This window comes from Yoonia sp. 67-2 (assembly GCF_035117555.1).
Taxonomy (GTDB): Bacteria; Pseudomonadota; Alphaproteobacteria; order Rhodobacterales; family Rhodobacteraceae; genus Yoonia.
On record NZ_JAYKPK010000011.1, the window covers coordinates 22,868 to 49,850 of the forward strand.

The 26,983-nt window shown below is 60.4% G+C and carries 26 protein-coding genes; 8 read left to right on the forward strand and 18 right to left on the reverse strand.

Translation table 11 applies throughout. The annotated features are described in order from the left end of the window. Window positions 1-29: 29 nt before the first annotated feature. The 10 genes from VOY09_RS15860 to VOY09_RS15905 form a co-directional block, all read right to left on the reverse strand. Window positions 30-509 (reverse strand): low molecular weight protein-tyrosine-phosphatase, encoded by a 480-nt coding sequence (locus VOY09_RS15860; RefSeq protein ID WP_322895259.1) that lies wholly within the window; start codon window positions 507-509, stop codon window positions 30-32. 10 nt (window positions 510-519) lie between these two features. After that, the gene (locus tag VOY09_RS15865; protein ID WP_322895260.1) at window positions 520-1,587 is read right to left on the reverse strand and encodes a polysaccharide biosynthesis/export family protein; all 1,068 of its coding nucleotides are present in this window, start codon (window positions 1,585-1,587) and stop codon (window positions 520-522) included. A gap of 170 nt (window positions 1,588-1,757) precedes the next feature. Next, a complete protein-coding gene (locus VOY09_RS15870; protein ID WP_322895261.1) occupies window positions 1,758-2,849 on the reverse strand; it encodes a glycosyltransferase in 1,092 nt (363 codons plus the stop codon). A gap of 343 nt (window positions 2,850-3,192) precedes the next feature. Next, window positions 3,193-3,498 carry a hypothetical protein gene (locus VOY09_RS15875; protein ID WP_322895262.1) on the reverse strand — a complete coding sequence of 102 codons (306 nt, stop codon included), beginning with the start codon at window positions 3,496-3,498 and terminating at the stop codon, window positions 3,193-3,195. 89 nt (window positions 3,499-3,587) lie between these two features. Beyond that, window positions 3,588-4,280, reverse strand: coding sequence for a YjbF family lipoprotein (locus VOY09_RS15880; protein ID WP_322895263.1), 693 nt, complete (start codon window positions 4,278-4,280; stop codon window positions 3,588-3,590). Next, complete coding sequence (locus tag VOY09_RS15885; protein WP_322895264.1) at window positions 4,277-6,394, reverse strand: YjbH domain-containing protein; 2,118 nt, start codon at window positions 6,392-6,394, stop codon at window positions 4,277-4,279. Before VOY09_RS15885 ends, VOY09_RS15880 begins: the two co-directional genes overlap by 4 nt. A 170-nt stretch (window positions 6,395-6,564) precedes the next feature. After that, window positions 6,565-7,449 (reverse strand): formyltetrahydrofolate deformylase, encoded by an 885-nt coding sequence (gene purU, locus VOY09_RS15890; protein ID WP_322895265.1) that lies wholly within the window; start codon window positions 7,447-7,449, stop codon window positions 6,565-6,567. Window positions 7,450-7,655: 206 nt separating this feature from the next. Next, the gene (locus tag VOY09_RS15895) at window positions 7,656-7,835 is read right to left on the reverse strand and encodes a Trm112 family protein (protein ID WP_322895266.1); all 180 of its coding nucleotides are present in this window, start codon (window positions 7,833-7,835) and stop codon (window positions 7,656-7,658) included. Next, on the reverse strand, window positions 7,832-8,473 hold the full coding sequence (locus tag VOY09_RS15900; protein ID WP_322895267.1) for an LON peptidase substrate-binding domain-containing protein: 642 nt from the start codon (window positions 8,471-8,473) through the stop codon (window positions 7,832-7,834). The genes VOY09_RS15895 and VOY09_RS15900 overlap by 4 nt, the downstream gene beginning before the upstream one ends. Before the next feature lie 26 nt (window positions 8,474-8,499). After that, window positions 8,500-9,411, reverse strand: a complete 912-nt coding sequence (locus VOY09_RS15905; RefSeq protein WP_322895268.1) for a co-chaperone YbbN — start codon at window positions 9,409-9,411, stop codon at window positions 8,500-8,502. Window positions 9,412-9,518: 107 nt separating this feature from the next. Here VOY09_RS15905 and VOY09_RS15910 point away from each other — a divergent pair, with 107 nt between their 5' ends. After that, window positions 9,519-9,953 (forward strand): NUDIX hydrolase, encoded by a 435-nt coding sequence (locus VOY09_RS15910; RefSeq protein ID WP_322895269.1) that lies wholly within the window; start codon window positions 9,519-9,521, stop codon window positions 9,951-9,953. On the opposite strand, the gene VOY09_RS15915 is transcribed toward VOY09_RS15910, so the two are convergent. Next, window positions 9,920-10,636 carry a phosphodiester glycosidase family protein gene (locus VOY09_RS15915; RefSeq protein WP_322895270.1) on the reverse strand — a complete coding sequence of 239 codons (717 nt, stop codon included), beginning with the start codon at window positions 10,634-10,636 and terminating at the stop codon, window positions 9,920-9,922. The two genes, VOY09_RS15910 and VOY09_RS15915, sit on opposite strands and share 34 nt — an antisense overlap. After that, window positions 10,633-11,028, reverse strand: a complete 396-nt coding sequence (gene rbfA, locus VOY09_RS15920) for a 30S ribosome-binding factor RbfA (RefSeq protein WP_322895271.1) — start codon at window positions 11,026-11,028, stop codon at window positions 10,633-10,635. Before rbfA ends, VOY09_RS15915 begins: the two co-directional genes overlap by 4 nt. Window positions 11,029-11,122: 94 nt before the next feature. Between rbfA and dapB the strand changes: the two genes are divergently transcribed. Beyond that, window positions 11,123-11,932, forward strand: a complete 810-nt coding sequence (gene dapB, locus VOY09_RS15925) for a 4-hydroxy-tetrahydrodipicolinate reductase (RefSeq protein WP_322895272.1) — start codon at window positions 11,123-11,125, stop codon at window positions 11,930-11,932. Between the two features lie 132 nt (window positions 11,933-12,064). Continuing rightward, window positions 12,065-12,421 carry a dihydrodipicolinate reductase gene (locus VOY09_RS15930; RefSeq protein ID WP_322895273.1) on the forward strand — a complete coding sequence of 119 codons (357 nt, stop codon included), beginning with the start codon at window positions 12,065-12,067 and terminating at the stop codon, window positions 12,419-12,421. Here the strand turns inward: VOY09_RS15930 and VOY09_RS15935 are convergent, their stop codons facing one another. The 4 genes from VOY09_RS15935 to VOY09_RS15950 form a co-directional block, all read right to left on the reverse strand. Next, complete coding sequence (locus tag VOY09_RS15935; RefSeq protein WP_322895274.1) at window positions 12,422-13,039, reverse strand: hemerythrin domain-containing protein; 618 nt, start codon at window positions 13,037-13,039, stop codon at window positions 12,422-12,424. 74 nt (window positions 13,040-13,113) lie between these two features. Then, window positions 13,114-17,370, reverse strand: a complete 4,257-nt coding sequence (locus VOY09_RS15940; RefSeq protein ID WP_322895275.1) for a translocation/assembly module TamB domain-containing protein — start codon at window positions 17,368-17,370, stop codon at window positions 13,114-13,116. After that, entirely contained in the window at window positions 17,367-19,124 is a 1,758-nt protein-coding gene (locus VOY09_RS15945) for an autotransporter assembly complex family protein (protein ID WP_322895276.1), read from the reverse strand. Before VOY09_RS15945 ends, VOY09_RS15940 begins: the two co-directional genes overlap by 4 nt. A 207-nt stretch (window positions 19,125-19,331) precedes the next feature. Continuing rightward, window positions 19,332-20,051 carry a YafY family protein gene (locus VOY09_RS15950; protein ID WP_322895277.1) on the reverse strand — a complete coding sequence of 240 codons (720 nt, stop codon included), beginning with the start codon at window positions 20,049-20,051 and terminating at the stop codon, window positions 19,332-19,334. 67 nt (window positions 20,052-20,118) lie between these two features. Between VOY09_RS15950 and VOY09_RS15955 the strand changes: the two genes are divergently transcribed. The 3 genes from VOY09_RS15955 (at window position 20,119) to VOY09_RS15965 (ending at window position 22,620) form a co-directional block, all read left to right on the forward strand. Further along, entirely contained in the window at window positions 20,119-20,715 is a 597-nt protein-coding gene (locus tag VOY09_RS15955; protein WP_322895278.1) for a glutathione S-transferase family protein, read from the forward strand. Window positions 20,716-20,788: 73 nt separating this feature from the next. Continuing rightward, window positions 20,789-21,862, forward strand: a complete 1,074-nt coding sequence (locus VOY09_RS15960) for a trifunctional transcriptional activator/DNA repair protein Ada/methylated-DNA--[protein]-cysteine S-methyltransferase (RefSeq protein WP_322895279.1) — start codon at window positions 20,789-20,791, stop codon at window positions 21,860-21,862. Further along, a complete protein-coding gene (locus tag VOY09_RS15965; protein WP_322895280.1) occupies window positions 21,859-22,620 on the forward strand; it encodes an isocitrate lyase/phosphoenolpyruvate mutase family protein in 762 nt (253 codons plus the stop codon). Before VOY09_RS15960 ends, VOY09_RS15965 begins: the two co-directional genes overlap by 4 nt. A 3-nt stretch (window positions 22,621-22,623) precedes the next feature. On the opposite strand, the gene truA is transcribed toward VOY09_RS15965, so the two are convergent. After that, complete coding sequence (truA, locus tag VOY09_RS15970) at window positions 22,624-23,397, reverse strand: tRNA pseudouridine(38-40) synthase TruA (RefSeq protein WP_322895281.1); 774 nt, start codon at window positions 23,395-23,397, stop codon at window positions 22,624-22,626. A 95-nt stretch (window positions 23,398-23,492) separates the two neighbouring features. Here truA and VOY09_RS15975 point away from each other — a divergent pair, with 95 nt between their 5' ends. Together VOY09_RS15975 and VOY09_RS15980 are read left to right on the forward strand one after the other, a co-directional pair. Beyond that, window positions 23,493-24,902, forward strand: a complete 1,410-nt coding sequence (locus VOY09_RS15975) for a YcjX family protein (protein ID WP_322895282.1) — start codon at window positions 23,493-23,495, stop codon at window positions 24,900-24,902. After that, window positions 24,899-25,876 (forward strand): TIGR01620 family protein, encoded by a 978-nt coding sequence (locus tag VOY09_RS15980; RefSeq protein WP_322895283.1) that lies wholly within the window; start codon window positions 24,899-24,901, stop codon window positions 25,874-25,876. The genes VOY09_RS15975 and VOY09_RS15980 overlap by 4 nt, the downstream gene beginning before the upstream one ends. Here VOY09_RS15980 and VOY09_RS15985 read toward each other — a convergent pair. Then, entirely contained in the window at window positions 25,873-26,850 is a 978-nt protein-coding gene (locus VOY09_RS15985) for a DUF2125 domain-containing protein (RefSeq protein ID WP_322895284.1), read from the reverse strand. The genes VOY09_RS15980 and VOY09_RS15985 overlap by 4 nt on opposite strands. Window positions 26,851-26,983 lie beyond the last annotated feature (133 nt).

Genomic DNA, 26,983 nt, shown 5'->3' on the forward strand with positions numbered 1-26,983 from the left:
CTAAAAATGCGCAACAAGCGGTCGGACATCTATCCGGCGGTCTTTGTTTTTGCCTGCGGCGATTTTTGTAATTTGTCTACCCATGCATTTGCCGCATGGTCGATCAAGGTGAACACCTCTTCGTGAAATGGTATCGAGCGTCGATAAGGATCGGCAATACCTTTGGCGCCGGTCCATTGATCAAACAGCATGATCCGCCCCGAAAGATCGGGTGCAGATTTGATGATACTGCGTTTATGCCCCGCCTCCATGACCAGGATCAGCGCATGATCGGACCCGATCTGATGGGAAAACTGCCGCGCCAGATGGCCATCAAGGGATACGCCATGCCCTGCGGCGACTGAAGTGGCGTCTGTGTCAGCAGCATGACCGGATAAGGCCGCGATACCTGCCGATGATACCGCAATATCAAGGCCAGCTGCGGCCAGCTTGTCAGCCAGCAAACGTTCGCCCAATGGTGACCGGCAGATATTGCCGACACAGACGACGAGAATGGAGTCAAATACCATTCCGCTGGCCCTAATTTGCCAAATCGTCAACGTTGCGCACAGCCTGCACGGATGGCAGCAGACGTACGATTGTGTCGTTCCACCGCTGAAGCGAGGACCGCATGACATAAACGATATCGCGGGGTTCCAGCACGAACCGGGTGCCAAGCAGCAACCCTTCCGGCGTCGAGGTATCAAGCTGGAAGACACGCGTGATATCGCCATCGGCACGGAACACCAGCACACCGCGGGCATTGGCCCGTGGCTGTTGCAGGCCACCACTGCGGGTGATGGCTTGGGTCAATGTGATCGGCTCAAGCGACAGGTCGACGACATCCGGGCGCGCGACCTCACCCAGAAGGTAGGCTTCTTCGGCACGACGACGCGGCACATTGACGATATCACCATTGCGCAGCACCGGATTATTCTGGGCCAAGCCACCTTCCAGAAAGCCCCGCATATCGACGGTAAAAACCCGACCGCCGCGCTGGATGCTGACGATACGTTGATCGGCGGTATCGCTGAACCCGCCCGCGGCATTGACCGCTTCGATCAAGCTTAAACTGACCGAGGTGAGCGGCTGCCGGTTCGGCATCTCGACGGCACCGGACACCACGACTGATTGCGAATTATAGGCGGCAATGCGCACCTCGACCTGTGGGTTGGGGATGAAATCAGCCAGTCGGGTCGACAAATCTTCGCGGATCTGGCCTGCGGTCCGGCCAGAGGCACGAATGCTGCCGACATAGGGATAGGTGATCGTGCCATCGCTGGCGACCTGAAACCCGCTTTCCGCAGCACTGCGCTGGGGGCCTGCCGGCAAGGTCAGTTCTGGATGATCAAACACGATGACCGACAGGATATCACCCGGGCCGACCGCATAGGACCAGCCACCGCCGCCAGGCAGATTGGTGGCGCTAAAGCCACGCGCAGGGCTGGCAAAATTCGCGATATTCTGGGCGGTCAGCACGATGACTTCGACATTCTCACCCAAGGATTGCTGCGCACTCTCGTCGGTCGGAAATTCAACATAGCCATCGGAACAAGCCGCAAAGGCGGAAAACAGAACCATCCCACAGATCAGACGCAACTTTGACAAGACATCCTGGTTGCCCGATATGTTGACGGCGCTGCTTGTCATGTGTGACTCTCCCAGATTGTCGTTTATCATGCCGTTGCCCGACGGTTTTGACCGCATACACCGGCCGATATTACTTCGTGACTAACCCAACACACGCGTGTGTTTACCTTGTGAACCCTGGTTGTGCATCACTTTAAATGAGCAAAATGACGATTATCCTTGCGATATCGCCGCGCCAGTTTGGATGCCATCCTGTGTGCAAGGGCAAAGGCGCACAAGCAGACCGCAAGCGCACCCCAGGCAAAATGCGGCTGGCTCGACAGAACAACGCCTGCAATCACGGGGACAGCCATGAAAGGCGCAAGCACGACAATCGTCCGGGGATTGGATTTTGATCGCGCATTATATCCGAAGAATGCCAGATCAAGCCCGCGACGCACCTTGTGATGCAAATGCATGCGGTCTGGCTGAAACGCTGGCTGACGTCCGATAAGGCGCCGGACGATGGTGTGAAACACATCCGCCAGCGGCCAGAACAGGATCAACAGCAGCGCGGGCACAGCCAGATCGTCGACCCGCGCGACAAGAACGATGGCCACCCAAATGACCACATGGCCGATGCCATAGGCCCCGCCATCGCCAAGAAACAAAGACGCGACCGGCCAGTTGAGCACCAAAAACCCCGCCAGACAGGCCACAATCAGCCATGCGAATGTGGCAATTGCTGTCTCACCAGAGAATTTGGCAATCAATGCAAGCCCCGTGGCTGACATGATCATATTGACCGCTGCAAAGCCGTTGGTCCCGTCAATCAGATTGACTGCATGGCAGAATCCGCCGGACAGCAAGATCGTCAGCGCAATCGCGATGATCGGCGATGACATGATCCAGTCGATCACCGGCAGATCAGCACGCGGCACCCAGAGGTTCAGCAAGACCACAGCGACCAAAGCCGAAACCACCGCCGCGATCAGACGCCGCGTGGGCGAGATCCGATAGCCCATATCCTCGGCAAAACCTGCCAGCAGGACTGGCATGACCGACAAAAGGATCAGAAGGATCAGGCCGCGATCACCGCCCAAAGGCGCAAACATCACCCCAATGCCAAGCCCGATAAAGACTGCGATCCCGCCAAGCCGCAGCGGCTCGCCAATATGAGAGGCTTGTCGGGCGCGGAGGTCATTTCGGGCGACAGCATTTGGGAGAAACAGCAAAGGACGCAACCGGACGATAAACATTCCCGCTACGGTCGTCACGATCAAGGCTGTGATGAAGATCATGAACGCTCTGAAGTTGCCGCATTAGGGGAGGACCAGAAAAATCACCCGTGATACCCATAATTTCATCGGTAAGACAGCAACACCGCTGGCACAACTGAAAACGAAACCAGCACACTTAAAAAGTGCTCAATCGTAGGCCTGCGACATACAACCATGAGATATGCATGGCGGCGCCTCTTTCACGATTACCGTTACCAATACTGACAGCATGTAACAAAAATATAAGGGCCGCATGATTGAATGCAGCCCTTTATCAAATAGCATTTATACTGACCGCATGACCAGATTATGAAAAGCACGCCGTGTCACATAACACAGGCGCCCTTTGCAAATCTTGCCGGTATCAGTTGGTTCCGGAGGTCGCGTTGCTCTCATTCGTGGCGACAGCAGCGACCAATGCAACGCTGATACCAGCGGCGATTGCAGCAGCGGCAAGGCCGCCAACAGCAGCGGCACCCGCTACACCTGCGCCAGCAGCTGCGGCACCTGCGCCAGCAGCACCCGCACCAGCACCCGCGCCAAATCCGCCTACACCAGCACCGGCGCCACTACCCGCGCCACCCGCTGCTGCACCCGCTGCTTGCGCGGACACGGAAACTGGTGCTGCGACCAAGGCAGCACAAAACACTGCGGTCATCAATTTGTTCATCATTTCATTTCTCCAAAAAAGAATTCGTCAGATTTACAATGTCTGATTCCGGCCCGCAATGTCAAGGAAAACACAAGTATAGTGCAATTTCAGCGCTTGAGGTGTTGCACTAACACGTAGCCGATATTTTCGCTGATCCATTGATTTGACTGCCACAACAGACCATCGTTCACGCCGATCCAGTAATCGTTTGTAAAGGCGAGCATATCTGCGGGCGCGGCGTAGCATGTCTCGGAAATTCGCTCGGCGGCGACGCTCCGTGAAATCAGGTCGACGGTTTCGACCCCAGCGACCGAAATCATGCAATCATATTGCACGGTGACTTCACGGTTTTCACCGTCCAGCCAGCTATGCCGGCGGGTCACCGTTCCGGATCTGTCCGCCACTGCGGCGCGCACCTCAGCGGCATCAGCCAGAAAAAGATCAGCGCCAAGGCCACGTGTTGCGATCACGATGTCATTCAGCATGACAATGCTGACGCCGTCATCGCCGCGCCAGTCGACCCTGTTCCCAGTCACTGCGAAAACAGTCATTGTCGCGCCAGCGTTCAGTTTTGGCACATTGAACAGCGTATAGGCCTCTGGCAAGGCCGCCACCATCTCCGGTGTCAATTGTGATCTGACGGCATCCATATCGGCTGGCGGTTCGGCCGTCAGTTGCGAGAAAAGCGCGCGCACCACTTGGTCAACCGGCTTGGTATCGCGGTTCCCACAGGCAGTCAGCGCGAGGCTCAGGCCGCAGAACGTCAACAGGAGATGCGGGCGAAACGGGTATCGGGTCATCGCCAGAAACGCCCCCATTGATCGCTCAGCTCCGGCGCATGCGCATCGCGGACCGCCGGATAGAGCCGGTTATTCACATTCAGCCGCGCGCCGCCGTCGCGCTGCAACGGTTGCAGGTTGATGTTGGCCGCGTCGCGGGTCGGTGTACCCAGCCCCCATGACAAGGGCACCGTCAGCCGGATCCCCTTGTCGAACGATCCTTCGCCGAAATCCTCGAACGAGACATCGGTGAATGTCGCATAGCCACCGACCACCCAACCGTTCCCGAAACGCCGGTCAAGGCTGATTGTGGTGCCCCAATCCCCCGCAAGATAACGACCGACATCGACCTGAAAATCAAATCCGTTTTCCAAGGCATAATAAGCGGACAGATGGCCAGTGGTGACGCCATAATCGTAATCGTCAAAACCGAACAATTTATCTGTGTCGCGCTGCATCACGGCATTCAGCTCTGCCCCGAGCGCAAGGCGGCTCTCGACCGGTTTCCACAGGATTTCACCGGACAGCCCGGCAAACATCGTTTCCAGATAGCCAAATGATGTCCGTGTATAGAGATCGGGACCAATCTTGCCGAAATGATCCACGGTCAGCCGTTCCACACCATAGGTGCCGTCACGGTCATAAAGCGGCTGTTCGGACCGGACCCGCGGCAACACAGAATCCGATTCCCGCGTCGATTGATCACGGTTGCCGATGATCTTGCCGCGCAACGCACCGGACACCGACAGGCTGGGTGTCAAGAAATAGCTTGCCGTCGCCTCCAGCCCCAGATCGGCGCGTAGAGGGTCATCGGGATCAAAGAACGACAAGGCGACATAAGGCCCGATCCCCCAGACCAGCCGGGGCTGGGCCAGTGAAACAAGTGCGTCCGGTGGCTCTGCCGGGCCGATCACGCTTGCCGCAAGGCTGTCGCTGATCACATTGGGCTGATACTCCAACCGCTCCAGATCGGCGCGTTGCAAGGTCACGCGGGACAGCGGCACACTGTTTTCGGTCAGTTCAATGTCGAATTGCGCAATACTGGCGGGCATGGTCAGGCTCAGCAACCGCGCGGTGCGCCCGATTGCCTGCGCCTGTATATTGAACTTGTCGTTTCTGATCTGCACCAGCACAGAATCCGACGACATGGCGATCGCTTGCAAAACGATACCTTCGGCTGCAAGACCTGCCGCCAGCGCCGCAGTCCGGGCAGATTCGGGGATCGCATCCTGTATCATCGGCCCGGCCCAGCGTTGGGCGCTTCCATCGCGCGGGGCAAAGGGGATCGCCGCAGAGGACAGATCACCCCCCGCTGCCGGACGACGTGGATTCAAAGCAAAATGGGCAGAGGCTGCAACCGTGTCACCTTGCAGATATTGCAGACCCAGGGTAATATCGGGCTGCACGGCATAGCTGATTCCGAAATTCAATCCGGACGTGTCATCCCCCAGATTGTCGCGCGCCGAGAGATCGCGCGCGTCAGATGAATATTCCGCCGCCAGCGCCAGCCTGTCATCCACCTGCCAGGTCGCCCCCGCGAACAGCGCGGCCTCACCACGGAACCATTGCGTCGTCGTCAACTCGCCGCCCAGACTTTGCGCGCGGGACCGCTGATTGAAACGATCATCGATCTGGCCCAAGGGATTGTCGAAACCATTGCGGGTCCCGAGCGCGCCCCAACCGATCCCGGCAGTGGCCACGATATCCGGTGTGATCTGCTTTGATGCGACGACATATTCACCGCTATACAACCCAGTGCCGATGAAATCGCGCAGGCCAATGGCGACGGCAGGGCGCATGCCTGTCTCGTCCAGCAATTGGTACTGAACGTCAAAGCTGCGGTCCGCGGTGCCGCGGCCACGGTCCCTGAACTCATCGATCAGGCTATAGCGAAAAGCCGCTGTCAGACGCGGCGTGACCTGAAAAGTCAGGGTGTATTTGCGTTCATTGTCATCAATCGCGATGGAGGTGACAAATTCGGCATCCGGCAAAGGAGCGGCTGATGGCATGGTGGCGATGCCGGGCATCCCATAGGTGTTCAGCACATAGGCGTCACCCGTCTGCGCCATCGCCAAGGGCGCCGCAAAGGCCCCAAAGGTGACACAGGCGCAAAGGTGCTGAATTCGTTTTGACATGCGCATTGGTCCGGCTCGGTGGCTTCCCGATAATGACAAGCAAACACGCGGCCAAGGTGTCTGGCTTTACCTCGTTAATCAACCCTTAAGCGACACAAAGCGCGATTAACTGGCAGGACTGTTGCAGAAAGCCGGGAGATGAATGATCAGGTCGGGCAGACCCTTCCGGCTTATCCCATCCGCTCAGAGGCGTAAGAGCCGGGCGAGGCTGGAAAGACAATCGTCTTATTCCCGTTCAGCATCACCCGGCGGTGGATATGTGCATGGATCGCGCGCGCCAGCACCTGACTTTCCACATCACGGCCTAGGCTGACGTAATCAGCAGGCGATTGCGCATGGGTCACGCGGGCGATGTCCTGTTCGATGATCGGGCCTTCATCCAGATCAGCCGTCACATAATGCGACGTTGCGCCAATCAGTTTCACGCCGCGTTCATAGGCTTGCTTATAGGGATTCGCGCCCTTGAAGCTGGGCAGGAAAGAATGGTGGATATTGATGATCTTCCCCGACATCTGCGTACACATCCGGTCTGACAACACCTGCATATAACGCGCCAGCACGATCAGTTCCGCGCCAGTTGCGTCGACGACATCCATGATGCGCGCCTCGGCGTCCGGTTTGTTTTCCTTGGTCACCGGGATGCAGTGGAACGGGATATCGTGGTTCACCACGACTTTCTGATAATCCATATGGTTGGAGATCACGGCGACGATATCAATCGGCAACGCCCCGATCCGCCAGCGATAAAGCAGGTCGTTCAGACAATGCCCGAAACGGGACACCATGATGATGACCTTCATCCGCTCTGCTTCGTCGTGGAAGGCGAAGTCCATCCCAAATTTCGCCCCGATTGCGGCAAAATCCGCTGACATCTGATCCAGCGTCGCACCTGTCTCGCTCGTAAAGCTGACCCGCATAAAGAATTTGCCAGTCTGCGTGTCGTCGAATTGCGAAGAGTCCGTGATGTTACAGCCGTGGTCAGCCAGAAAACCGGCGATGGCTGCGACAATACCGCGGGCGCTGTCACAGCTGACGGTCAGGGCGAATTGGGTCATGAGATACTTTCCGGAATGAAACGAGGTGGGCGCAACGCGGCCAAACTGATCGTTCACGCGCCCTTGCGCAAGCTGCATCTGATCGCCGACAGAGGCGCCACGGATACCGGACAGCGGTCGACCCTAAAAGTTGCCAATTGGCAATTTGCTTATTTTATGTTTATTATCAAGGAACTAGGTCAAATTTACTTCAACCCGAACGGGCGCTATTCGATCTTGCGCGCCTCATCCATCAGCATCACCGGAATGCCATTCCTGATCGGAAATGCAAGATGCGCGTTCTCGCTGACAAGCTCCTGCTTTTCGGCATCATAGCGCAGGGTGGCATGGGTCATCGGGCAGACCAAAGCCTCCAGCATCTTGGGGTCGAATTCTGCGCTGCTCATTGCATCATACCTTCACCATCGCCGCCACGCAGGGAATATTCCATCAGCGTCAGCAGGGTTTCGCGCCTTGTGGACAGCGACGGTGCCTCCAGCAGGGCCTGTTTGTCTTCGGGGGTGAAAGGGCAGAGCATGGACAGGGAATTGATCAACAATTCGTCTTCTGCCTCTTTCAGACTGTCCCAATCGGTGGCCAGGCCACGGTCTGACAAAAACCGGTTCAGCGCTTTCATGAAACTGTCGCGGTCAAAGCTTTCGTCCTTTTCCACCGGCCCCAGATCGCGGGAAAACCCCTGCCAGTTGACTTTGCAGCGGCGGTAAGGGGTAAACCCTTCCACTTCCTCGACAATCCGGAACCGGGACGCACCTGACAGGGTGATCATATAGCGTCCGTCCTCGGTTTCCGAAAAGGCGGTCAGCTTACCCGCGCAGCCGATACTGTGCAGCTTGCCTGCCGCACCGGGGGCATCATAAGGCTGCACCATCCCGATGAGCCGCGATGAGGTTTTCAGCACATCATCCAGCATCGCCAGATAGCGCGGCTCGAACAGATGCAGCGGCAAGCGCGAACGCGGCAAAAGCAGCGCGCCGGGCAGGGGAAACACCGGGATGGTGTCTGGCAGATCAGTTGTTGAAATCATAAGCTGAAACTAGCCCGCTGTTGTGATCAGGCAAATATGATCGACGACAGTTTGCGCCGCCCGGTCAGGACAATCGGGTCCTTGGCATCGCGGGCATCGAATATCTTGAACAATTGGGTCTTGGCGGCCCCGTCGTTCCATTCCCGGTCACGGCGGAAAAGTTCCAGCAATTCATTCACCGCCTGCTCTACCTCGCCATTGGCATGCAAAGCCACGGCCAGATCGAACCGCGCCTGATGGTTCGCTGGATCGGCATCGACCTGCGCCTGCAATTCGCCGACAGGCCCGGCATTGGCCGCCTCACGCAGCAGGGTGATCTGGGCATGCAACGCTTCCAGCGCCGGATCGGTCGAGATTTCGGCAGGTGCGCCGTTCAGGATCGCCTCGGCCTGATCGATATCATTCAAGGCCAGATAGGACCGGACCAGACCGGCATAGGCACGGACATTGGCAGGGTCTTCTTGCAGGATCGCGGCGAAGGTTTCGGCAGCGTCAGCAGCGGCCCCTTCGGTCAGCATCTGGTCAGCAGCATCCAGCGCCTCGGTCAGCCCGTCATCTTCGGGCGCGCCGGCAAGATTGGCGATCTTTTCGACAAAGGCATTGATTTCGGACGGTGGCAGTGCGCCCTGGAACCCATCCACCGGGCGGCCTTGATAAAACGCATAGACGGTCGGGATCGACTGCACCCGCAATTGCCCGGCATAGCCGGGGTTGGCGTCCACATCGATCTTGACCAGCTTGACCCGGCCACCGGCCTTGGTCACCGCAGCCTCGATTGCGGGGCCGAGCGTCTTGCAAGGGCCGCACCAAGGCGCCCAGAAATCAACGATGACGGGGACTTCCTGCGAGGCTTGGATCACATCAGCCGGGAAACTGGCATCGGTGCCGTCCTTGATGATATCGACAGGCGGTTGCGGTTTCGCGTTCAGTTCCAGCATGGCAGTGCTCCTTGATCGGGATTTCGTCTCTATATGTGTGCAATCACGCCCAGCGCCAAGAGGCAATGCCGCTTTCCCTTGTCCGATGCAGGCTCTAATCTGCCGCCATGACCCGGACTTTCCCCAGATTGGCGGCCATCGCCGTCTTGCGCCACGCAGGTCAAGTGCTGCTGGTGCGGCGCAGGAATCCGCCAGACGCGGGGCGCTGGGGCTTTCCGGGCGGGCATGTGGAGGCGGGTGAGACGGCGCTGGCCGCCGCCCTGCGCGAATTGGCCGAGGAAACCGGCGTGCAAGGGCTCGCGCAGGGCTATCTGACCAATCTCGATATCATCCAGCATGATGCGGCGGGGATGCTGGAATTCCATTTCCTGCTGGCGGTGGTGCTCTGCGATTATGTCAGCGGCACGCCTGTCGCAGCGGATGATGTGTCTGATGTCGGTTGGTTCAGCCCTGACGCAATCAAAGCGCTGGATTGCAGCGCCGATGTGGAACGGATCGCCTTGCTGGCCTATTCGACGACACCGACCATCGGACCAAGCTGAAACCCGAAATCCGACCGGCCAAGCGCGGGGGCATGCAGCCGCGATACCTTGCCATCGAAATAAAGCGCATTTGGCAATTGCAGGTAGTCACGAAAGAAGCTGGCGAATTCGTAAAAACTGACCGCCTCATTCGAGATGGCAAAAACCGCGCGGTCACCTGCCGCCGTGGTTCCCACGCCGTTCCGCAAAAACCGCGATGTGCTGTCAGGCAGGAAACGCGGATGCAGCGCACCGTCTATCACCAGCATCGGGCCAGATTGCGTCGCATCGCGGCAGACCGGCGCTTCATCCACATAGCGCAGGGTTTCATACACCTGTGCGCTGTCGTCATTGATACAGAAGACACCATTGGGCAGCAGGCCGAAATTGCCGGGGCCTGCATTGGGGATAACGCGCATCGCCTCCACCCCGTTTTCGACATAATGCCCAACAGGGGCGCGGTTCGGGTGATACATGCCCGCATTCATTGCGAATGGCAGGGCGGTGACACCGGGCAAACCTGCGATGGCACCGAAACTGCCCAGCACCTGACCCTGATCCATGTAGAACAGGCGCAGATCCTCTGCCGCGGGTTCAACGCTGCAGGTGGTATAGCTTTTATCCTGAAAAGAGACGTTGTCGCACTCGACCGCCTGCGCAGGCGCGGCCCATAAGATCAACAGCAACCAGAACGCCCGTGTCACTCGTCCAGATCCTGTTTGACGTGATCCTCCGCCAACAAAGCGCGGGTCGCATCCATCTGATCAAAGGTGCCATCCAGCTGGAACCGCAATTCGGGCGCGAATTTCATCGTGCCGCCCTTGACCACCAGATGCCGGACCTCGTGGCGATTGCGGCGCAAGGCATTTAACGCCTCTTCCTTGCCCTCACCGCCCAAGGGCAGGATAAAGGCCGTCGCGATCCGCAGATCGGGTGACATCCGCACCTCACCCACGGTGATCGACATGCGCGCAAGATCAGGGTCGTGGACCTCGCCCCTTTGCAGGATTTCGGACAGGGTCCGCCGGATCATCTCGCCCACCCGCAGCATCCGCTGCGTCGGGGCTTTTCCGTCTCTTTGTGTATTCTTTGCCATGGGGCTCATTTAATCACTCTCGCCCACAAAGCCAAGCAAGGCTTTGCGTCCCGCGCCCGGCAAAGCTAAGACAGGGCAAAGAGAAGGGGCAGATATGACAGATACACCGGGAATCGTGATCACAGGCGGCTCTGGCCGCATGGGGCAAATGCTGATCCGCGCCGTGCTGGCATCGGACAAATGCCACCTGACCGGCGTGCTGGAACGGCAAGGTCACGCATGGGTCGGGCAGGATATCGGCAGCGCCATGGGCGGCCAGCCTGTCGGCGTGGCGGTCACCGATGATGCGCTGGTCGCTTTCGCGCGCGCGCAGGCCGTGATCGATTTCACCGCCCCCGCCGCGACGGTGGAATTCGCCGCCCTCGCCGCCCAAGCCCGCGCCGTGCATGTGATCGGCACCACCGGCCTGTCTGACGATGATATCAAGGCCATCGACCGCGCCGCCCATCACGCCGTGATTGTGCGGGCGGGGAATATGTCGCTGGGGGTCAATCTGCTGGTCAAACTGACGCAGAAAGTCGCCGAGGCGCTTGATGCCGATTACGATATCGAAATCGTCGAGGCGCATCACAACCAGAAAGTCGACGCGCCATCAGGCACCGCGCTGATGCTGGGCGAGGCCGCTGCCGCCGGGCGCGGCGTGAGCCTGTCCGATGTCCGCGATTCGGGCCGCGACGGCATGACCGGCGCGCGCAAACCGGGCGATATCGGCTTCAGCGCGATCCGGGGCGGCGATATCGTCGGCGAACATGATGTGATCTTTGCCGCCGCCGGTGAACGGATCGTGCTACGCCATCTGGCCACCGACCGCGCCATTTTCGCGCGCGGCGCGCTGAAAGCCGCCCTTTGGGGGCAGGACAAAGCGCCGGGGGCTTACGACATGATGGATGTGCTGGGTCTTTAGAACACTTACATCATCTTCAGAGAATTAAATATCCCCGCCGGAGGCTCCTGCCCCCGACCACCCACTGCCGCCCGCAGAATGAACCAAACCGCCCCTCGCGCGTATAAATACCAACGCGCAAGGAAGGTTACGATGAAAACACTGGTTCTCTCTCTCGGCCTGTCACTGACGACCGGGGCCGCTTACGCTGATTTCGCCCCGGTCTCGGATCAGGCGGAATTCATGCAATTGGTCGACAGCCGCGAATTGCGCCACCGCTTCTACCCGATCACATTGCAGGTGCTGGGTGACGGGGAGGTTACAGGCAGCGCCTTGGGCTGGGGTGTGACCGGCACATGGGCCTGGCAAGACGGGTATTTCTGCCGTGAACTCAATTGGGGCGGTGACCCGATCCCCTATAATTGCCAATTGGTCGAGATTGATAATGACCTGATCCGCTTCACCGTCGATCAGGGTTCCGGTCAAAACGCAGTATTCCGGCTGCGCTGATCAGCCAAGCTCCTTGCTGCCATAACGCAGAATCACCGGCACGATCAGTTCTTCCTCATCCACCAGATGACGGTTGAGAAGTTTTTCCAACCGCGTCAGCTCGGTCTGAAACGCTCCGCCTGCATCCTGCAGTTTCGTCCGGTCGCCCGATACTTGCAGCACGCCATTGGCGCTGGTCACGAAAGCGGCCAGAAATTCATCCAAAGCATGGTGATCGGCATCCAGAATGTCGAAGCCTTTGCTGATGCGCTTATCCTTGTGCATCAGCTTGGGGAAATAATAGCTATCCTCGATCGTGTGATGTTCGTGCAAACCATTCACAAACATCCCGCCATAGCGCGAAAGGGTGCCTGCAAACTGATCCGGCGCCATCTTGCGGTCCAACAGCAGATCGGTGGCACCAGACATTTCCTTCATCAAGCGCCGGAACATCAGATGCCGGTCCAGCCAGAACCGAATCAGCCCGTCAAAGCCGGGGTCCTGTTCCCAGCCGGCACGCGGATATTCCGCCAGCAGGACCTGCAAAGCATCCGGCAGCTTGTCGCGGTTAATCAGGGCGAGTTCGTCATTCATCGGCTGTCCAATCATGTATCCACCGATATCTAATCGCTCGGACATGGCCTGACCAGTGCAAGCACCGGACAGGGGCTGTTCATCACCGCACTGTCACCCCGGCATTGGCGCAGACTGGCTTAATAATCACGCTCGAAAAACACGCCGACGCTGGTGCCGCCATCCTGATCGACCCCGCCTCTGGCGACGATTTCATCAGTGACATCCAGATTGAGGTTGATCTCGGTGTTGCCAGAACTGCTGACCGTCACATCAGTATAGACATTCTCGGACAGATATCTGCCAGCGCGCACGGCGGCATTGCCATCTTCATCGGTCGTGACGTCAAAGTCATCCAGACCAAGGTTTTCGCGCAGTTGATCCATCACCCCGCCACCGCCGCGACCGGCCAAGGTGCTGATGGCGGACGCAAGCTGCACCGCCTGCAAAGGCGAGATGCTTTGCAGATCGCGGCCAAAGATCAGCTGCGACAGCACCTCATCCTGCGGCAGGTCCGGCACCGATTGGAACGTCACCTCGGGTTCGCTGGCGGGACCTTCGACGATGATATTGATCTGCGTGCCACCGGCGCTTTCGGTGCTGGCGACAAGTCTGATGTAGGGTTCAAAATCGCCTTGCAGCGATGCGCTACCTTCGGTCAGATCAAAGCGCTGGCTGAGAATATCGATACGCCCGCGCAACAACTCGAACCGCCCGACCGGGATCACATTGTCGCTGGTGCCGCCAATGGTCAGTTGCCCGCCCAGTTCGGCATCCAGCCCACGCCCGCGGATAAAGATCCGCGACGGCGCATCAATCACGATGTTGAGCGGAAAAGCCGCCCCACCGCCGCCGCCGCCGTCAACCTCTGCCCCGCTGGGCAAAAGACCGGCACGCAGCAAGGTCTGCCGCACATCAGGCTCCGGTTGCAGATGCACGACATCAGGCAATGATCCCAACGGGCTGATGCTGGAGGATGGCACCTGCACATCGGTCTGGCCAAGCGCCAGTTGCCCATTGATCCGCGCGCCGCCTTGCAGCGGGCCTTGCAGGCTGACGGTGCCGCCAATGGTCGTGCGATAAAGCTCCGGATCTTGTAGCACCACATCGGTCAGCTGCACCGTCACATCGGCGGTATTGACCCCGCTGAGACCGATGGGGCCATTGATCGATATCGCCCCGCCTGCTTCGACACTGGATTGCAGATTGATCTGGGCGGTGCCGTTGGACAGCCCGACCGACCCTGTGATCCCGCTCAGCGCCTGCGCCAGACCGGGATCGGCCAGCCGTCCATTGGCAAAGGTCACCTGTCCGCTGAGTCCATCGAGCCCAGGGTCACCTTGCGCCAGCAGGTCAAAATTGGCGGTCCCGCTCAACCGGCGCGGTTCAAGGACCGCATTGGCCAGCCCCAACGGCGCTGATCCGTTGATCGCCAGATCCAGCTGCCCGGATTGCGCGACATCGCCGCGCACTTGCGCTGTCAGCCCGCCAGGCCCGGTGCCGGTGGCATCAATCCCCCAATTGCCCCCATCATCAAGGGATGCCGAACCTGTCGCGCGCACCGGACCGCTGATCTGATCGGTCAACAGACCGATATCGCGCAGACTGGCATTGAACCGCCCCTGCCCTATCCCGGCATTCCCGTTCAACGCCCCCACGACCGAAAGTTGCGGGGTAGAGATTTCCAGCGTCCGCACGGCCAGCACGCCATCGGTCTGACCGATATCCGCATTGATCCGTCCTGTCCCGGCCAGCAAAGCATCAGCGGTCGGATTGCCGATCCCCAGATCTTCACTGCGCAGGTTGACCCTTGCATCAAAGGCGCTGAGGTCCGGCAGCAGATTGCCGGAAGCGGTCAGGTCAATACTGCCGCGCAGAGGTTGGCCGATCACGCCCGCATAGGCCGACAGATTGGCGACCTGCGCGGCAAGATCGCCGGTGACGGCGTAATCGGCATCAGCGCCAGCGACCGTGGCGTCCAGCCGCAGATCGGTCCCCGGCCCGGTGATCTGCAAAACGGTGCCGGTCTCGCCTGTTGGTGTCGGGCTGGCATTCAGCGTCAGCGCCAAGGGGCCGCTCAACGATCCGTCGATCACGCTGGCATCGGGGATGCGCAGCGCAAGATCCGCCGTATTCGGCCCCTCCAGTTGCAGATCGGCACTGCCACGCAGATCAAGCGTTGGCGTCTGCATCGACAAATCGGACAAGCGCAGGCTCGTCTCGCCCGTGCGTTCCATCGCAACCGCGAGTTCGCCCGCGCCAGCCAGCAACGGATCAAGCGGGTCAAGACCTGTCACAAGATCCTGCGTCTCGGCTGAGACGTCCAGTGTGAATCGCGCGCCATCGCTTGATGCAACGCCATCAATGTTCAGCGCCGCAGCCCCGGCAAGGGGGCGTCCCGCGACACCTGCATAGCGCGACAGGTCTGTGACATCCGCGGCCAGATCGACGTTGATCACCTGCCCACCTTCTGGCGCTGGCACGATTGTACCATTGGTCTGATAACTGGCGGCGGGGGCTGTGCCGGACAGATCAAAGCTGATCTGCCCGGTATCCGACATTGTTACGCGGCCCGTGGTCGCGACGGGCCCTTCGATGTCCGGCAGAACCAACCCGAGATCGCGCAGGGATGCGGTAATATCGGCCTCGGACCCGGTACTGGTCAGGCTGACGCCTGCAGTGACGTCAGCGGCATCGGTCGTGACGGCAAATCTTTCCAGCCGCGTGCCTGCGGTGTCGCGCACCAGATTCGCGGCCAAGGTGCCTTCGCCCGCCAGAACGGCGTCGGCTTCTGCGATCCCAACACGCAGGTCTGTCGTGACACCATCCAGCATGACATTGAACAACCCATCCAGCGGCGTCAGATCGGCCGTGATATCAAAAGAGGCATCACCGCCAAGGTCTTGCCCGACAAGCGTGGAAAACCGCTGCAAACCCGCGACCTGCACAGCGACATTGGCATCGGTCTGAAAGCCAGCCGAAGGGCCTGCGATCAACGCATCGCCTTGCAGATCGACGCCTGCACCTGTCAGGGTAAGGTTGGAAATTTCGGTCGGATTGCCCTCGATCCGTTCCAACGACAATGTGCCGGTGACGCCATCGCCGAAAGCCTCTGCCGCGCCGGTGTCATCCAGTTGCAGGCCTTCGGCACCATAATCCAGATCGGCGGTGAACCGGCCCGCAGCAGCGCCTTCGCCCGATCGCAAAAGACCGCCACCGCGCAGCCCAAGACGATCAATGACAAGGCCGGGCCGGGTCAGTCCGTTCACGGTGATATCCATATCCCAATCGTCGGATATGCTCGCATCGTAATTCACAGCCAGCGTCACATCGTCAACAAAAGTGCGAGGGCCTGACAAAGGCAGCAAAACCGGTTCATCGCCTTGGGCTGCAATGCCCCCTGTAATCCGAATGACTTCCGGCCAGCCTTGCGGCGCGATCTGCACCCGGCCGTCCAGACTGACGCGACCCGCCAGCAGCGCGAGGCGTGGGATATCGATCCTGCCGTCATCCGAGCGGTTCAAAGCCATCTCCAATTGTGCGTCAGTGCCAAAAAATTCCTGATATTCTTCGGCGAAAAGCGCCGAGATATCGCCCCCTACATCCAGCCGCACCTGTTGTTGACCATCAGCATTTGCCACACCAAAGCGACCGCTCAGCCGGTCCTGCCCATCGGTGGCCAAGGCAAGTGTCGCCGAAAAATCATCCAGCGGCGCATCGCCTTCCACGGTCAGTTGCACCGAAGGGCGATCCGGCAAATCCAGCAGACGTGCGGCGATGCCATCAGGCCCTTCTTCAAGGTTCAGCAAGATGGCCAACACATTGGACACATTGGAATAGCTGCCGTCGATCTGGAAAATACCCTCTTTGCCATCCAGACGGGTCGCCAATACATCGGCCTGCCCTTCACCGCCTGCCAAGGCCGCCGATCCGGACAGGCTGACGACGACAGGTTCCCCAAGGAAAGATTCGGCAAGCTCGATCTGGTCGATCTGCAGCACGCCCAGCGTCACGCTGACCGGCAATTCCGGCAATGCAAAAGGCTGTGCTTCGGGCGATGGTCCACTTTCATCTGCGATTGGCGCGCGATCCACGATGATCCGGCCTGCGCGCAATTGCTGAACATTGATTGCGCCGCGCAGCAAGGCCGTGCGGTTCCATTGCAGCACGACATCTTCCAGCGTCAGCCAGACACCTTCGGCATCGGCGATGGTCATCTGGGCAATCCGCGCCTCGGAACTCAATGCGCCCTCAAAACCCGTGATGGTGACGGTGCGGTCATCGCCGGACAGATTGCTTTCGATCAGATTTGTCAGATAGCCGCGATCTGCATCCTCGGATTGCGCCATCGCGACAGCAGGCAGGAAAATCAGGGTGATCAGCCAAATGAATCTCAAAACGCTTGTCCTATTCCGATGTAAACCTGCACGCTTTCGCCGACCTCATCACCGCTGACGGGTGTGCCGATATCCAGACGGATCGGCCCGATCCCGGTATCATAGCGCGCCCCGATCCCGGCACCTGCATGCCATTCACCCTCTTCACCAGGCACGGCGGTTTCGCCGATATAGCCCACGTCATAAAACCCGACGAGCGACAGGTTATCGCGGATCGCATAGCGCGCTTCCATCTGCGCACCGATGAAGGACGTGCCACCTGTGGTGATCACATCCATGCCCTGCATCGTCTCCACGCCGAGCGATTGATATGGTTGCCCGCGCACGGTGCCGCCGCCACCGGAAAAATACAGGAAATCGGCTGGTGCATCGATGATATCCGCCCCGACAAGGCTGCCGACCATCCCACGCGCGGCCAATGTCAGCCCTTCCTCTTCGCCAAAGCTGCGATAGGCGCGGGCATCACCGAAAAACCGCGCGCCGTTCAGATCGCCATCAATGCTGGCGAATGGGGTCAACCGCCCGTCAAGATAATACCCCGCTGTGGCGTCAGTCGCATTGTTGCGGCGGTCAAACGTGGCGCGCAGCGGAAGTATGACCAAGGTGTAGTCGCGTTCGCCCAGTTCTGTCTCTTCGCGTGCGGTCAGCAGGCCGATCCCGCCCTGCACCGTCAGATCATCGGTCAGATAGCGGATCAGACCGGTTTCAATCTCGAATTTATCGATCAGGAACGTTGGTTCATCTTCGCGCGACACCTCTGTCTCGATGTAGAAATCAGTATCCGCGCCAAATGTGGCAGGCCGGGTGAAATTGCCGCGCAGCGAATAATCCGTGCCGCCGGTTTCGCCGTTGATACCCGAAACGCTGGCATCGACGCGCAGCCGTTCCGCGCCACCCAACAGGTTGCGGTGCAGCCAGAAAGTAGAGACAGCCAAACCCTCAACCGACGACAGCTCGATGCCAAAGCCGATCCGGCGCAGTGCAGCTTCGTCGACTTGGGCGCTGACCGGGATCGTGTCGTCCGGCCCCGGCTCTTCCGCGATGCGCAAGGCGGCACTGTTGAAGGTGCCGGTGCGGCGCAGGCGGCTTTCGGCGTCATTCACGGCATCGGGGGAATAAATGTCGCCCACCGGCAGACCGGCGATTTCACGCACGCGTTCGGGGCGGACCCTTTCGTTGCCTGATACGTCCAGTTCACCAAACCGCAACTGCGGTCCGGGTGCGATCCCGATGGTCACATCAAGCTGCCGGTCGCCATGGCGCGCGACGATCTGCTGATCGCCCACATTGGCAAGCGGATAACCGAGATCACGCCAGGCATTCACGCCGGAGCTGGCGGCGGATCTGATCTGCCCCGATAGGGCCGGTTCGGTGGGGGCCAGATTGGCCGGCAATTCCGTCTGATCCGGCAAAGGCGCGATGCTGACCGAACCAAAGGTAAACTGCGGGCCCGCATCGACGGTAATCACAATTTCATTGATCGCCCGTGGCGCACCAAGCGGCGCGATATTCGCAGCCTCGACCCCATCCACGGTGATCGAAATCGCCCCGCTGTAATATCCTTCCGCATAAAGCGCGGTCAGCAATCGGCGATAATCCGCGCGTGCGGCAGCGATGTAATCCTGCGGGGCGGCGGTATCATCCAAAGCGCGCAAGAGTGACGCGTTATCGAGGGATTCATTCGCGGTTTCGGAAACCAACCGTACCTCTTGCGCTGAAACCACACCTGCCCCGAAAATAAGGGCTGTCGTCATCCACAGGTATGTTTTCACGTCTCGCCCCCGCGACATTTTTACTTATTTGCTGACAGACCTATCCGAAATTACAAGGATTGACCAATCACAACAGGCAACGCCGCCCGCTTGATTTTGTTCCAACATGGCAAAAGCTGCTGATTTCATTGTCCGACAGTGATGTCGTTTGACGATCAAGCCAGCAACGCCTGCCATTAGCCCGAAGGCTCAGCCACAGGCAGGCGGTGGATTGGCGGAACTCATCTCGCGCGCGGCGGTCCGGCGATAAACATTCAGCAGCGCGACCCGCCTTGGCCGGAAACTGCCGCCGTTTTCACTGGCTGCGATGATGCGATGCACATGAAACATCCTGAAATCCTGCCGCAGCAAACAATAGGCCAGCAACATCAACGTGTTGTCACTATAGGACAGCCCGAGGGGCCAGATCTCACGCGCGGTCACCTGCTCGCTCAGGTCACGGTAACGGATCGCAAGACTGCGTTCTTCCCAACAGGCGTGGCGCAAACGGTCCAGATCCACCTTGACCGGCGGCCTTGCGGCCGGTTTGCGCCAGCTGCGCATCACGCAATGCGACGCTTGCCGCGCCTGCGGATCGGGCAAGGTCGCGATGATCCGGGCCAGCGCATCCTGCCCCGCGCGGATCAGATCCTGATCGCCGAATTCGGCCAATCCCCCCATGGCGAGCATCAGCGCCTCGATCTCCAGCCGGGAAAAGCTTTGCGGTGGCAAGGCGGGGTCTTCGGTCAGCACATAACCCACCCCCGCCGCACCGTCGATGAGCGCGCCACCCGCACGCAAGGTGGCAATATCGCGGTATAGCTGGCGCAGTGAAATCCCCGTCTCATCCGCCAGCCTTTGCGCGGTGACAGGCGCAGGCAAGCGGCGCAGCGTATCCATCAATCGCATCAAACGGTCGGTCCGGGCCATAAGTTACTGCCGCTTTCTGTCAGGAGGGTCAGGTTACACCAAAGCTCTAACATAACCCGAGGTCCCTATGCCCATTCTTTATCATTCTCCCCAGTCCCGTTCATCCTCCATCGTCACTTTGATCGACGAACTCGGCGCAGATGTCGACATCGTCGAAGTGACGATCCCCCGGCAGGACGGATCAGGCGGCCCTGACCCGCGCAACCCGCATCCCGAAAAGAAAGTGCCCTATCTGGTCGATGGCGATCAACATATCCGCGAACGCGGCGCGATCATTCTGCACCTGACCGACAGCTATCCTGCCGCGGGCCTTGGCCCCGTCCACGGCGCGCCGGGACGGGGTGAATATCTGTCATGGCTGTTCTATTACCAAGGCGTGATGGAGCCGGTGATGATCCTGCATTGGGCGCAGATCGACCATCCGGCAATCAGCGCCAGCCTGCGCGACTACGCCACAATGACCGCGCGCCTGTCAGAGGCTCTGCGCGATCAGCCTTATCTTCTGGGCAATGATTACTCCGCCGCCGATCTGCTCTGCAGCAGCCCATTTCTATGGTTCCCGGATTTCACCCCCGACGATCCGGCGATCAGATCATGGCTGCAACGCTGCAGCGAACGCCCAGCAGCGATCCGACTGGCCGAGCGGGAAGGGTCATCGACCTGAGCAGGAAGCAATAAAAACAATAGACGCCTGAAAAACGGCGACCTGCGGCTTTGTTCCACGCTATAAACGGCGCATGTTATTTGATCTTCCTGACCATGAAACACTTTACGCTGCCCTGCTTGCCCGCGACACACGCTTTGACGGGCAAGCCTTTGTCGGCGTGTCTTCGACCGGCGTTTTCTGTCGGTTGACCTGCCCGGCGCGCAAGCCGAAACCGGAAAACTGCAGCTTCTTTGCCAGTATCGCGGAATGTATCACAGCGGGCTACCGCCCCTGCAAGCGCTGCCACCCGCTTCGGGCCGCCGCGCTGGCCGATCCAACCATTGCGGCACTTTTGCAAGCACTGGACGAACGCCCTGACCAGCGTTGGTCCGAATGCCATGTGGAAAAATTGGGTTTTGACCTGTCCACGGTGCGGCGCAGCTTCAAACGGCAATTCGGCATGACCTTTCTGGAAATGGCCCGCCAGCGCCGCCTGCGTGACGGTTTCACGACGCTGGCAACCGGCGCAAAAGTCATCACAGCGCAGCATCAGGCACATTTCGACTCTGCCAGCGCCTTTCGCGCCGCTTTTGCCCGGTTGCTGGGCTGCGCGCCTGCCGATCTGCGCGCAAACGGGCTGCTCCGCGCCACATGGATACCGACCCCGCTGGGCGATATGATCGCTGTCAGCAGCCGCAGCCATCTGCATCTGCTGGAATTCGTGGATCGCAAGGGGCTGCCTGCCGAACTGGCACGGCTACAAACCGCTGCGAAAGACGGGATCGGGATCGGCACCCTGCCCCCGTCCGAACAGGCAACGGCAGAGCTGGCCGATTACTTCGCCGCGCGCTCCAGCCGGTTCCTGACGCCTTTGGCGCTGGCAGGAAGCGCCTTCACCCAGCAGGTCTGGGATGCGCTGCGCGCCATCCCCACAGGCGAAACCCGCAGCTATTCCGACATCGCGCGCCAGATCGGCCGACCATCCGCCACACGCGCCGTGGCGCGGGCCAATGGCGCCAACCAGATCGCCTTGATGATCCCCTGTCACCGGGTCATCGGCGCAGACGGGTCATTGACCGGCTACGGCGGCGGGCTTTGGCGCAAGCAACGGCTGATCGAGATTGAACGCGACCTCAGAACGGTAAACACGGAGACCACCCCATGACATCACAAACCGACAAGGCCTTGCTGCTGCGCAGCCTGCATGTGCCGCATGACCCGCTGATCCTTTACAACATCTGGGACGCAGGCAGCGCCAAGACGGTCGCACAGGCCGGGGCAAAAGCCATTGCCACCGGCAGTTGGTCGGTCGCCGCCGCACAAGGTTACGGCGATGGCGAGGAATTGCCGCTGGATGAGGCGCTGGCAATTGTTCAGCGCATCGTGCAATCCGTCGATCTGCCCGTCACCGTGGATTTTGAGGGCGGCTATGCTGCTGACCCCGACAGGCTCGGCCAGAATATCCGCAAGCTGCTGGCGCTGGGTGTGGTCGGGCTAAATCTCGAAGATCAGGTGGTCAACGGCACGGGCCTTTACAGCATCGCAGATCAGGTTGCACGGCTGCGCGCGGTCCGGGCTGCGGCGGATGCTTTGGGCATTGCGGCTGTGATCAACGCCCGCACCGATCTCTTTCTGCAGGCACCGGCAAGGGATCACGCCAGCCTGCTCGACAGCGCCCTTGAGCGCGAGGCAGCTTTTGCCACAGCCGGTGCCGATGGCTTCTTTGTGCCGGGGCTGACCGACAAGGCACTGATCGGCAGGCTCTGCGAAAAGGCGACGCTGCCCGTCAACGTCATGATGCCTGTTGATCCTGCGGCCTCTGCCGATATCGCAGCCCTCGGCGTGGCCCGGATCAGCCTTGGCCCCAATCCCTATCGCGAAATGATATCCACGCTGGACCGCCAAGCGCGCGGGTTTTTCTAAGGCTCACCCCACCCCAAACGGATCAACCGGATACCTGACCCCTGCCAGATACAGCCCCTGCGGCGGGCAGACCGGCCCGCAGGCGGCGCGGTCGCGGGCTTCCAAGGCGCGCCTGACATCGTCGGGGTGCCATGAACCCGCGCCGACACGTTCCAGCGTGCCGACAAAACTACGGACCTGGTTATGTAGAAATGACCGCGCGCGGACGTGAAAACGGTATTCGGTGCCGATCTCGCGCGGCACCACTTCGATGCGCAATTGATCCAGCGTCTTGACCGGGCTTTTCGCCTGACAGATCGAGGACCGGAAGGTCGTGAAATCGTGGCACCCCAGCAGATGATCCGCGCCTGCCTGCATCGCTGCCGCATCGAGCGTGTGATTGACCCGCCACATCTGCCCGGCCTCGGATGTCAGCGGCGCGCGCCGCGATATCAGCCGGAAGAGATAGCGCCGTTCCAACGCGTCGAACCTTGCGTGCCAATCCTCGGCGACCTGGGCGCAGGCCAGCACCGCCACCGGTGCGGGCTTCAGATGAAAATTCAGCGCCTCGGACAGACGGAACGGGTCCCAATCGCGGGTCAGATCGCAATGCGCCACTTGTCCGGTCGCATGCACACCCGCATCGGTGCGCCCGGCGGCGGCGATTGTGTGGGGGCCGGGTTCGAGTTTTGCCAAAGCTGCCTCGATCGCAGCCTGCACCGACGGGTGATCATTCTGCCGCTGCCAGCCAGCGAAAGGGGCTCCATGATATTCAACAAGAAGGGCATAACGCGGCATTCACCCCGATTAGGCGCGGTGCGCTGCGAAATCAATCCCTACACATCGGGGTCCTGCATGCTTATCTGTTCGCGAACACATGGAAAGGTCCCGCCTTGGTTATCGCCGCAATCGCCGATCAGATCACCCGCCGCGTCGAAGGCGTGACCAGCGCGCTGACCGCCCCTTTCTCTGATCAGGTGATCCGGCTGGGCGTCACCGGCCTGTCACGCGCGGGCAAGACGGTGTTCATCACCTCGCTTGTCGCCAATCTGATGGATCGTGGCCGGATGCCACAACTGGCCGCCGCCAATGGCGCGATCCAGGCGGCATTCCTGCAACCGCAGCCTGACGATACCGTGCCGCGCTTTGCCTATGAGGCGCATCTGGCACGCCTGACCGCGCCCGCCCCAAGCTGGCCGCAAGGCACCAAGCAGATCAGCGAATTGCGCCTGTCCTTGCGGGTGCAGCCCAGCGGGCTGTTGTCCGGCCTGTCGGGGCCGCGCAATGTGCATATCGATATCGTGGATTATCCGGGCGAATGGCTGCTCGATCTGGGTCTTCTCGATCTGACCTATACGCAATGGGCCAAGGCCGCCTTGGCCCGCGCCAAGGACCGACCGGGTGGCGATGCCTATCTGGCTCTGGTCGGGCAGACCGATCCCCAAACCGCTTTCGACGAACCGCAGGCGCAGGCGCTTGCCGCCAGTTTCACCGCCCATCTGAATGCAGCACGAGAGGCGGGGTTTTCCGATTGCACCCCCGGCCGGTTCCTTCTGCCCGGCGATCTCGCCGGATCGCCGGTGCTGACCTTTGCACCTTTGCCCGGCGACAGTTTCGCGCGCAAATCACTGGGGCGCGAGATGGAGCGCCGCTTTGACAGCTACAAGGCGCATGTCATCCGCCCCTTCTTTCGCGACCATTTCGCCAAGATCGACCGCCAGATCGTGCTGGTCGATGTGCTGGGCGCGATCCACGCCGGCCCCGCCGCGTTAGAGGATTTGCGCCGCACCATGGCCGCCGTGCTGGGGGCGTTCAAACCGGGACGCAATGCCTTTCTGGCGCGGATTTTCCAAGGGCGGCGGATCGACAAGATCCTGTTTGCCGCGACGAAAGCTGACCACCTGCACCACAGCCAGCACAAACAACTGACCGCAATCACCGAAGCATTGCTGCGCGACGCCCGCGACCGGGCCGATTTCGCGGGCGCACAAACCGCCGCCATGGCGATTGCCGCCCTGCGCACCACGGTTGAGGACACGCTGGACCATCGCGACGGCCCGCTGGATGTGGTGCGCGGACGGTTGCTCGATGGTGGCAAACAAGCGGCCTTCTATCCCGGCAAACTGCCCGATGATCCCGCGCATCTGCTGGCACCGGCGCGCGAAGGGGCGGAGAAATGGCTCGACGCTGATTACAGCGTGATGAATTTCGCCCCCGCGCGGCTGACCCTGCGCCCCGGCGATGGCCCCCCGCATATCCGGCTGGATAAAGCCGCGCAATTTCTGCTGGGGGACAGGTTATGAGCCGTGGACCCATCCTGATCGACCTTGACGATACCGACGAAGCGCGCCCAGACGCAGCGCCCGCCGTGCCCGATATCGACAATGCCGCGATGCAAAGGATCGCTGTCGTGGCAGGCCGCAAACCATCGCGCCTGTCGCGCTGGTTCTGGTCGCTGGCCGTGGCACTGACCGGGTTCATCGTCTCGCTGGCGGCCTGGGATTACGTCACCGGCCTGCTGGACCGCGCGCCAATCCTGGGCTGGATCGCCACCCTGCTGGTCGGGCTGTTGATGCTGGTCGTGCTGATCATCGGCTTTCGCGAATTGGCGGCCTTTGGCCGGTTGCGCAAGCTTGACGTGGTGCAGACCCGTGCGCGCGAGGCGCTGATCAGCAATGATCTGAAAGCCGCGCATGGCGTGCTGAGCGCCCTCGACAACCTTTACGCCGGGCGCGCCGATGTCGCCTGGGGCAAGGCCGAACTGGCACAGCGCAAGGATGACATGCTTGACGCCGATGCGCTGCTGGCTTTGGCCGAACGCAGCCTGCTCGCGCCGCTCGACGCCCGCGCCACGCGCGAGGTAGAGGCAGCAGCGCGGCAAGTCGCGATGGTCACCGCCTTTGTCCCGCTGGCCTTGGCCGATCTGATCACGGCACTGACCGCCAATCTGCGGATGATCCGCCGGATCGCGGAAATCTATGGCGGGCGCGCAGGCACGCTTGGGTCCTGGCGGCTGACGCGCGCAGTGCTGTCGCATCTGGTGGCGACTGGTGCTTTGGCCGTCGGCGATGATCTGATCGGCACGATTGCGGGGGGCGGCATCCTTGCCAAAGTCTCGCGCCGCTTTGGTGAAGGCATCGTGAACGGCGCCCTGACCGCCCGCGTCGGCGTCGCCGCGATGGAGGTGTGCCGCCCGCTGCCGTTTCACGCCTTGCCGCGCCCGTCAGTCACGGCGCTGGTGCGGCGCGCGCTGACCGGGTTGTTCGGGACCAGCTAACGCAAAACTGGCGCTGGCCCGACCGGGACCGGGCCGACCAACATGACACCGTCGCGAAACGCGACTGGCACGCTGAGCACACCATCAGCATCAGCCATGAAACGCGCGACCCGCGTCATGGTCGTTGCAACACGTTCATCAATCACACCCGCACGTGTCAGCACAGCCAGTAAAATCTGCCATTGCCCGCTGCGCAGGATGATCTGACCTGATGGCACACCCGCCGCATTGATCGCGATCTCACCTGACATCTCGGCCATGACCGGGCCCCAGGCGACTTGCAGATCACGCAAGTCAAGATGATCAATATCAGGAAAGCTGCCTTGGACATTCCGGTCCAGCGGGGCGGCCAAAGTCATGTGCGCCGCTCCTGCGATGCTTTGCAATTCCGCACCCAATGATCCGTCCGGGTCAATCTGATCAAGCAGACCACTCGGCAAAGTCACCTGCGCGACCCCAAAATCGACGTCATATACCGCATCAGGCCCGCCCATATGCACCAGGCGGGCGGTGACCTGCCCAAGACCAAGCTGCCAGCCTGCGTCAGACATGACCTGCATCTGCGTGATCGCCAGACTGGCCCGGTCAAGGCCGAGCATGCCCGTCGGGCGTAGCGTGACAGCCGCGGTCCCGTCATCACTGCTGACGCGCAGCTCTTGCTCCGCGACCGATATAATCTGCTCTTGCGGAAAGGTCACATCTACCGTCAGCGGACGATAGCTGTCCGCCTGCAACCTGACCTGCGGCGCCTGCCATGTCCAATCGGGATGCACCAGACGCAGATCACGCAAGTCGGTGTGAAAACGCGCGGGATAGCCTGTCGTCGTGACTGATCCAACCGTCAGATCAACGCCATCTTCGGCCAGCACGGCAGATGCCCTTTGGACCCCGGTCTGCAAAAGCTGCGACACGCCAAACCAATAGAGGCTGTAAATCAAGGCGACCCAGATCAGGGTCCAAAACAATCGCCGCATCCGCAGCCTCTTTCGTTACCGACAGGCGCATGCAAGGCGATTGCCCGACGTTGTCAAGCCCGCAGACCAGCGGATGGCTTTCACTGTGCGACAAAGGGCAAGCACTGGGCCCTCGCTGGCCCCGGTGACGCGG

Excerpts from the sequence above, each read along its gene's own strand:
- VOY09_RS15860 (WP_322895259.1), bottom strand. The coding sequence starts at position 509 with ATGGTATTTGACTCCATTCTCGTCGTCTGTGTCGGCAATATCTGCCGG.
- VOY09_RS15870 (WP_322895261.1), bottom strand. The coding sequence starts at position 2,849 with ATGATCTTCATCACAGCCTTGATCGTGACGACCGTAGCGGGAATGTTT.
- VOY09_RS15875 (WP_322895262.1), bottom strand. The coding sequence starts at position 3,498 with ATGAACAAATTGATGACCGCAGTGTTTTGTGCTGCCTTGGTCGCAGCA.
- VOY09_RS15880 (WP_322895263.1), bottom strand. The coding sequence starts at position 4,280 with ATGACCCGATACCCGTTTCGCCCGCATCTCCTGTTGACGTTCTGCGGC.
- VOY09_RS15885 (WP_322895264.1), bottom strand. The coding sequence starts at position 6,394 with ATGTCAAAACGAATTCAGCACCTTTGCGCCTGTGTCACCTTTGGGGCC.
- purU (WP_322895265.1), bottom strand. The coding sequence starts at position 7,449 with ATGACCCAATTCGCCCTGACCGTCAGCTGTGACAGCGCCCGCGGTATT.
- VOY09_RS15895 (WP_322895266.1), bottom strand. The coding sequence starts at position 7,835 with ATGAGCAGCGCAGAATTCGACCCCAAGATGCTGGAGGCTTTGGTCTGC.
- VOY09_RS15900 (WP_322895267.1), bottom strand. The coding sequence starts at position 8,473 with ATGATTTCAACAACTGATCTGCCAGACACCATCCCGGTGTTTCCCCTG.
- VOY09_RS15905 (WP_322895268.1), bottom strand. The coding sequence starts at position 9,411 with ATGCTGGAACTGAACGCGAAACCGCAACCGCCTGTCGATATCATCAAG.
- VOY09_RS15910 (WP_322895269.1), top strand. The coding sequence starts at position 9,519 with ATGACCCGGACTTTCCCCAGATTGGCGGCCATCGCCGTCTTGCGCCAC.
- rbfA (WP_322895271.1), bottom strand. The coding sequence starts at position 11,028 with ATGGCAAAGAATACACAAAGAGACGGAAAAGCCCCGACGCAGCGGATG.
- dapB (WP_322895272.1), top strand. The coding sequence starts at position 11,123 with ATGACAGATACACCGGGAATCGTGATCACAGGCGGCTCTGGCCGCATG.
- VOY09_RS15930 (WP_322895273.1), top strand. The coding sequence starts at position 12,065 with ATGAAAACACTGGTTCTCTCTCTCGGCCTGTCACTGACGACCGGGGCC.
- VOY09_RS15935 (WP_322895274.1), bottom strand. The coding sequence starts at position 13,039 with ATGTCCGAGCGATTAGATATCGGTGGATACATGATTGGACAGCCGATG.
- VOY09_RS15945 (WP_322895276.1), bottom strand. The coding sequence starts at position 19,124 with ATGACGACAGCCCTTATTTTCGGGGCAGGTGTGGTTTCAGCGCAAGAG.
- VOY09_RS15950 (WP_322895277.1), bottom strand. The coding sequence starts at position 20,051 with ATGGCCCGGACCGACCGTTTGATGCGATTGATGGATACGCTGCGCCGC.
- VOY09_RS15955 (WP_322895278.1), top strand. The coding sequence starts at position 20,119 with ATGCCCATTCTTTATCATTCTCCCCAGTCCCGTTCATCCTCCATCGTC.
- VOY09_RS15960 (WP_322895279.1), top strand. The coding sequence starts at position 20,789 with ATGTTATTTGATCTTCCTGACCATGAAACACTTTACGCTGCCCTGCTT.
- VOY09_RS15965 (WP_322895280.1), top strand. The coding sequence starts at position 21,859 with ATGACATCACAAACCGACAAGGCCTTGCTGCTGCGCAGCCTGCATGTG.
- truA (WP_322895281.1), bottom strand. The coding sequence starts at position 23,397 with ATGCCGCGTTATGCCCTTCTTGTTGAATATCATGGAGCCCCTTTCGCT.
- VOY09_RS15980 (WP_322895283.1), top strand. The coding sequence starts at position 24,899 with ATGAGCCGTGGACCCATCCTGATCGACCTTGACGATACCGACGAAGCG.
- VOY09_RS15985 (WP_322895284.1), bottom strand. The coding sequence starts at position 26,850 with ATGCGGCGATTGTTTTGGACCCTGATCTGGGTCGCCTTGATTTACAGC.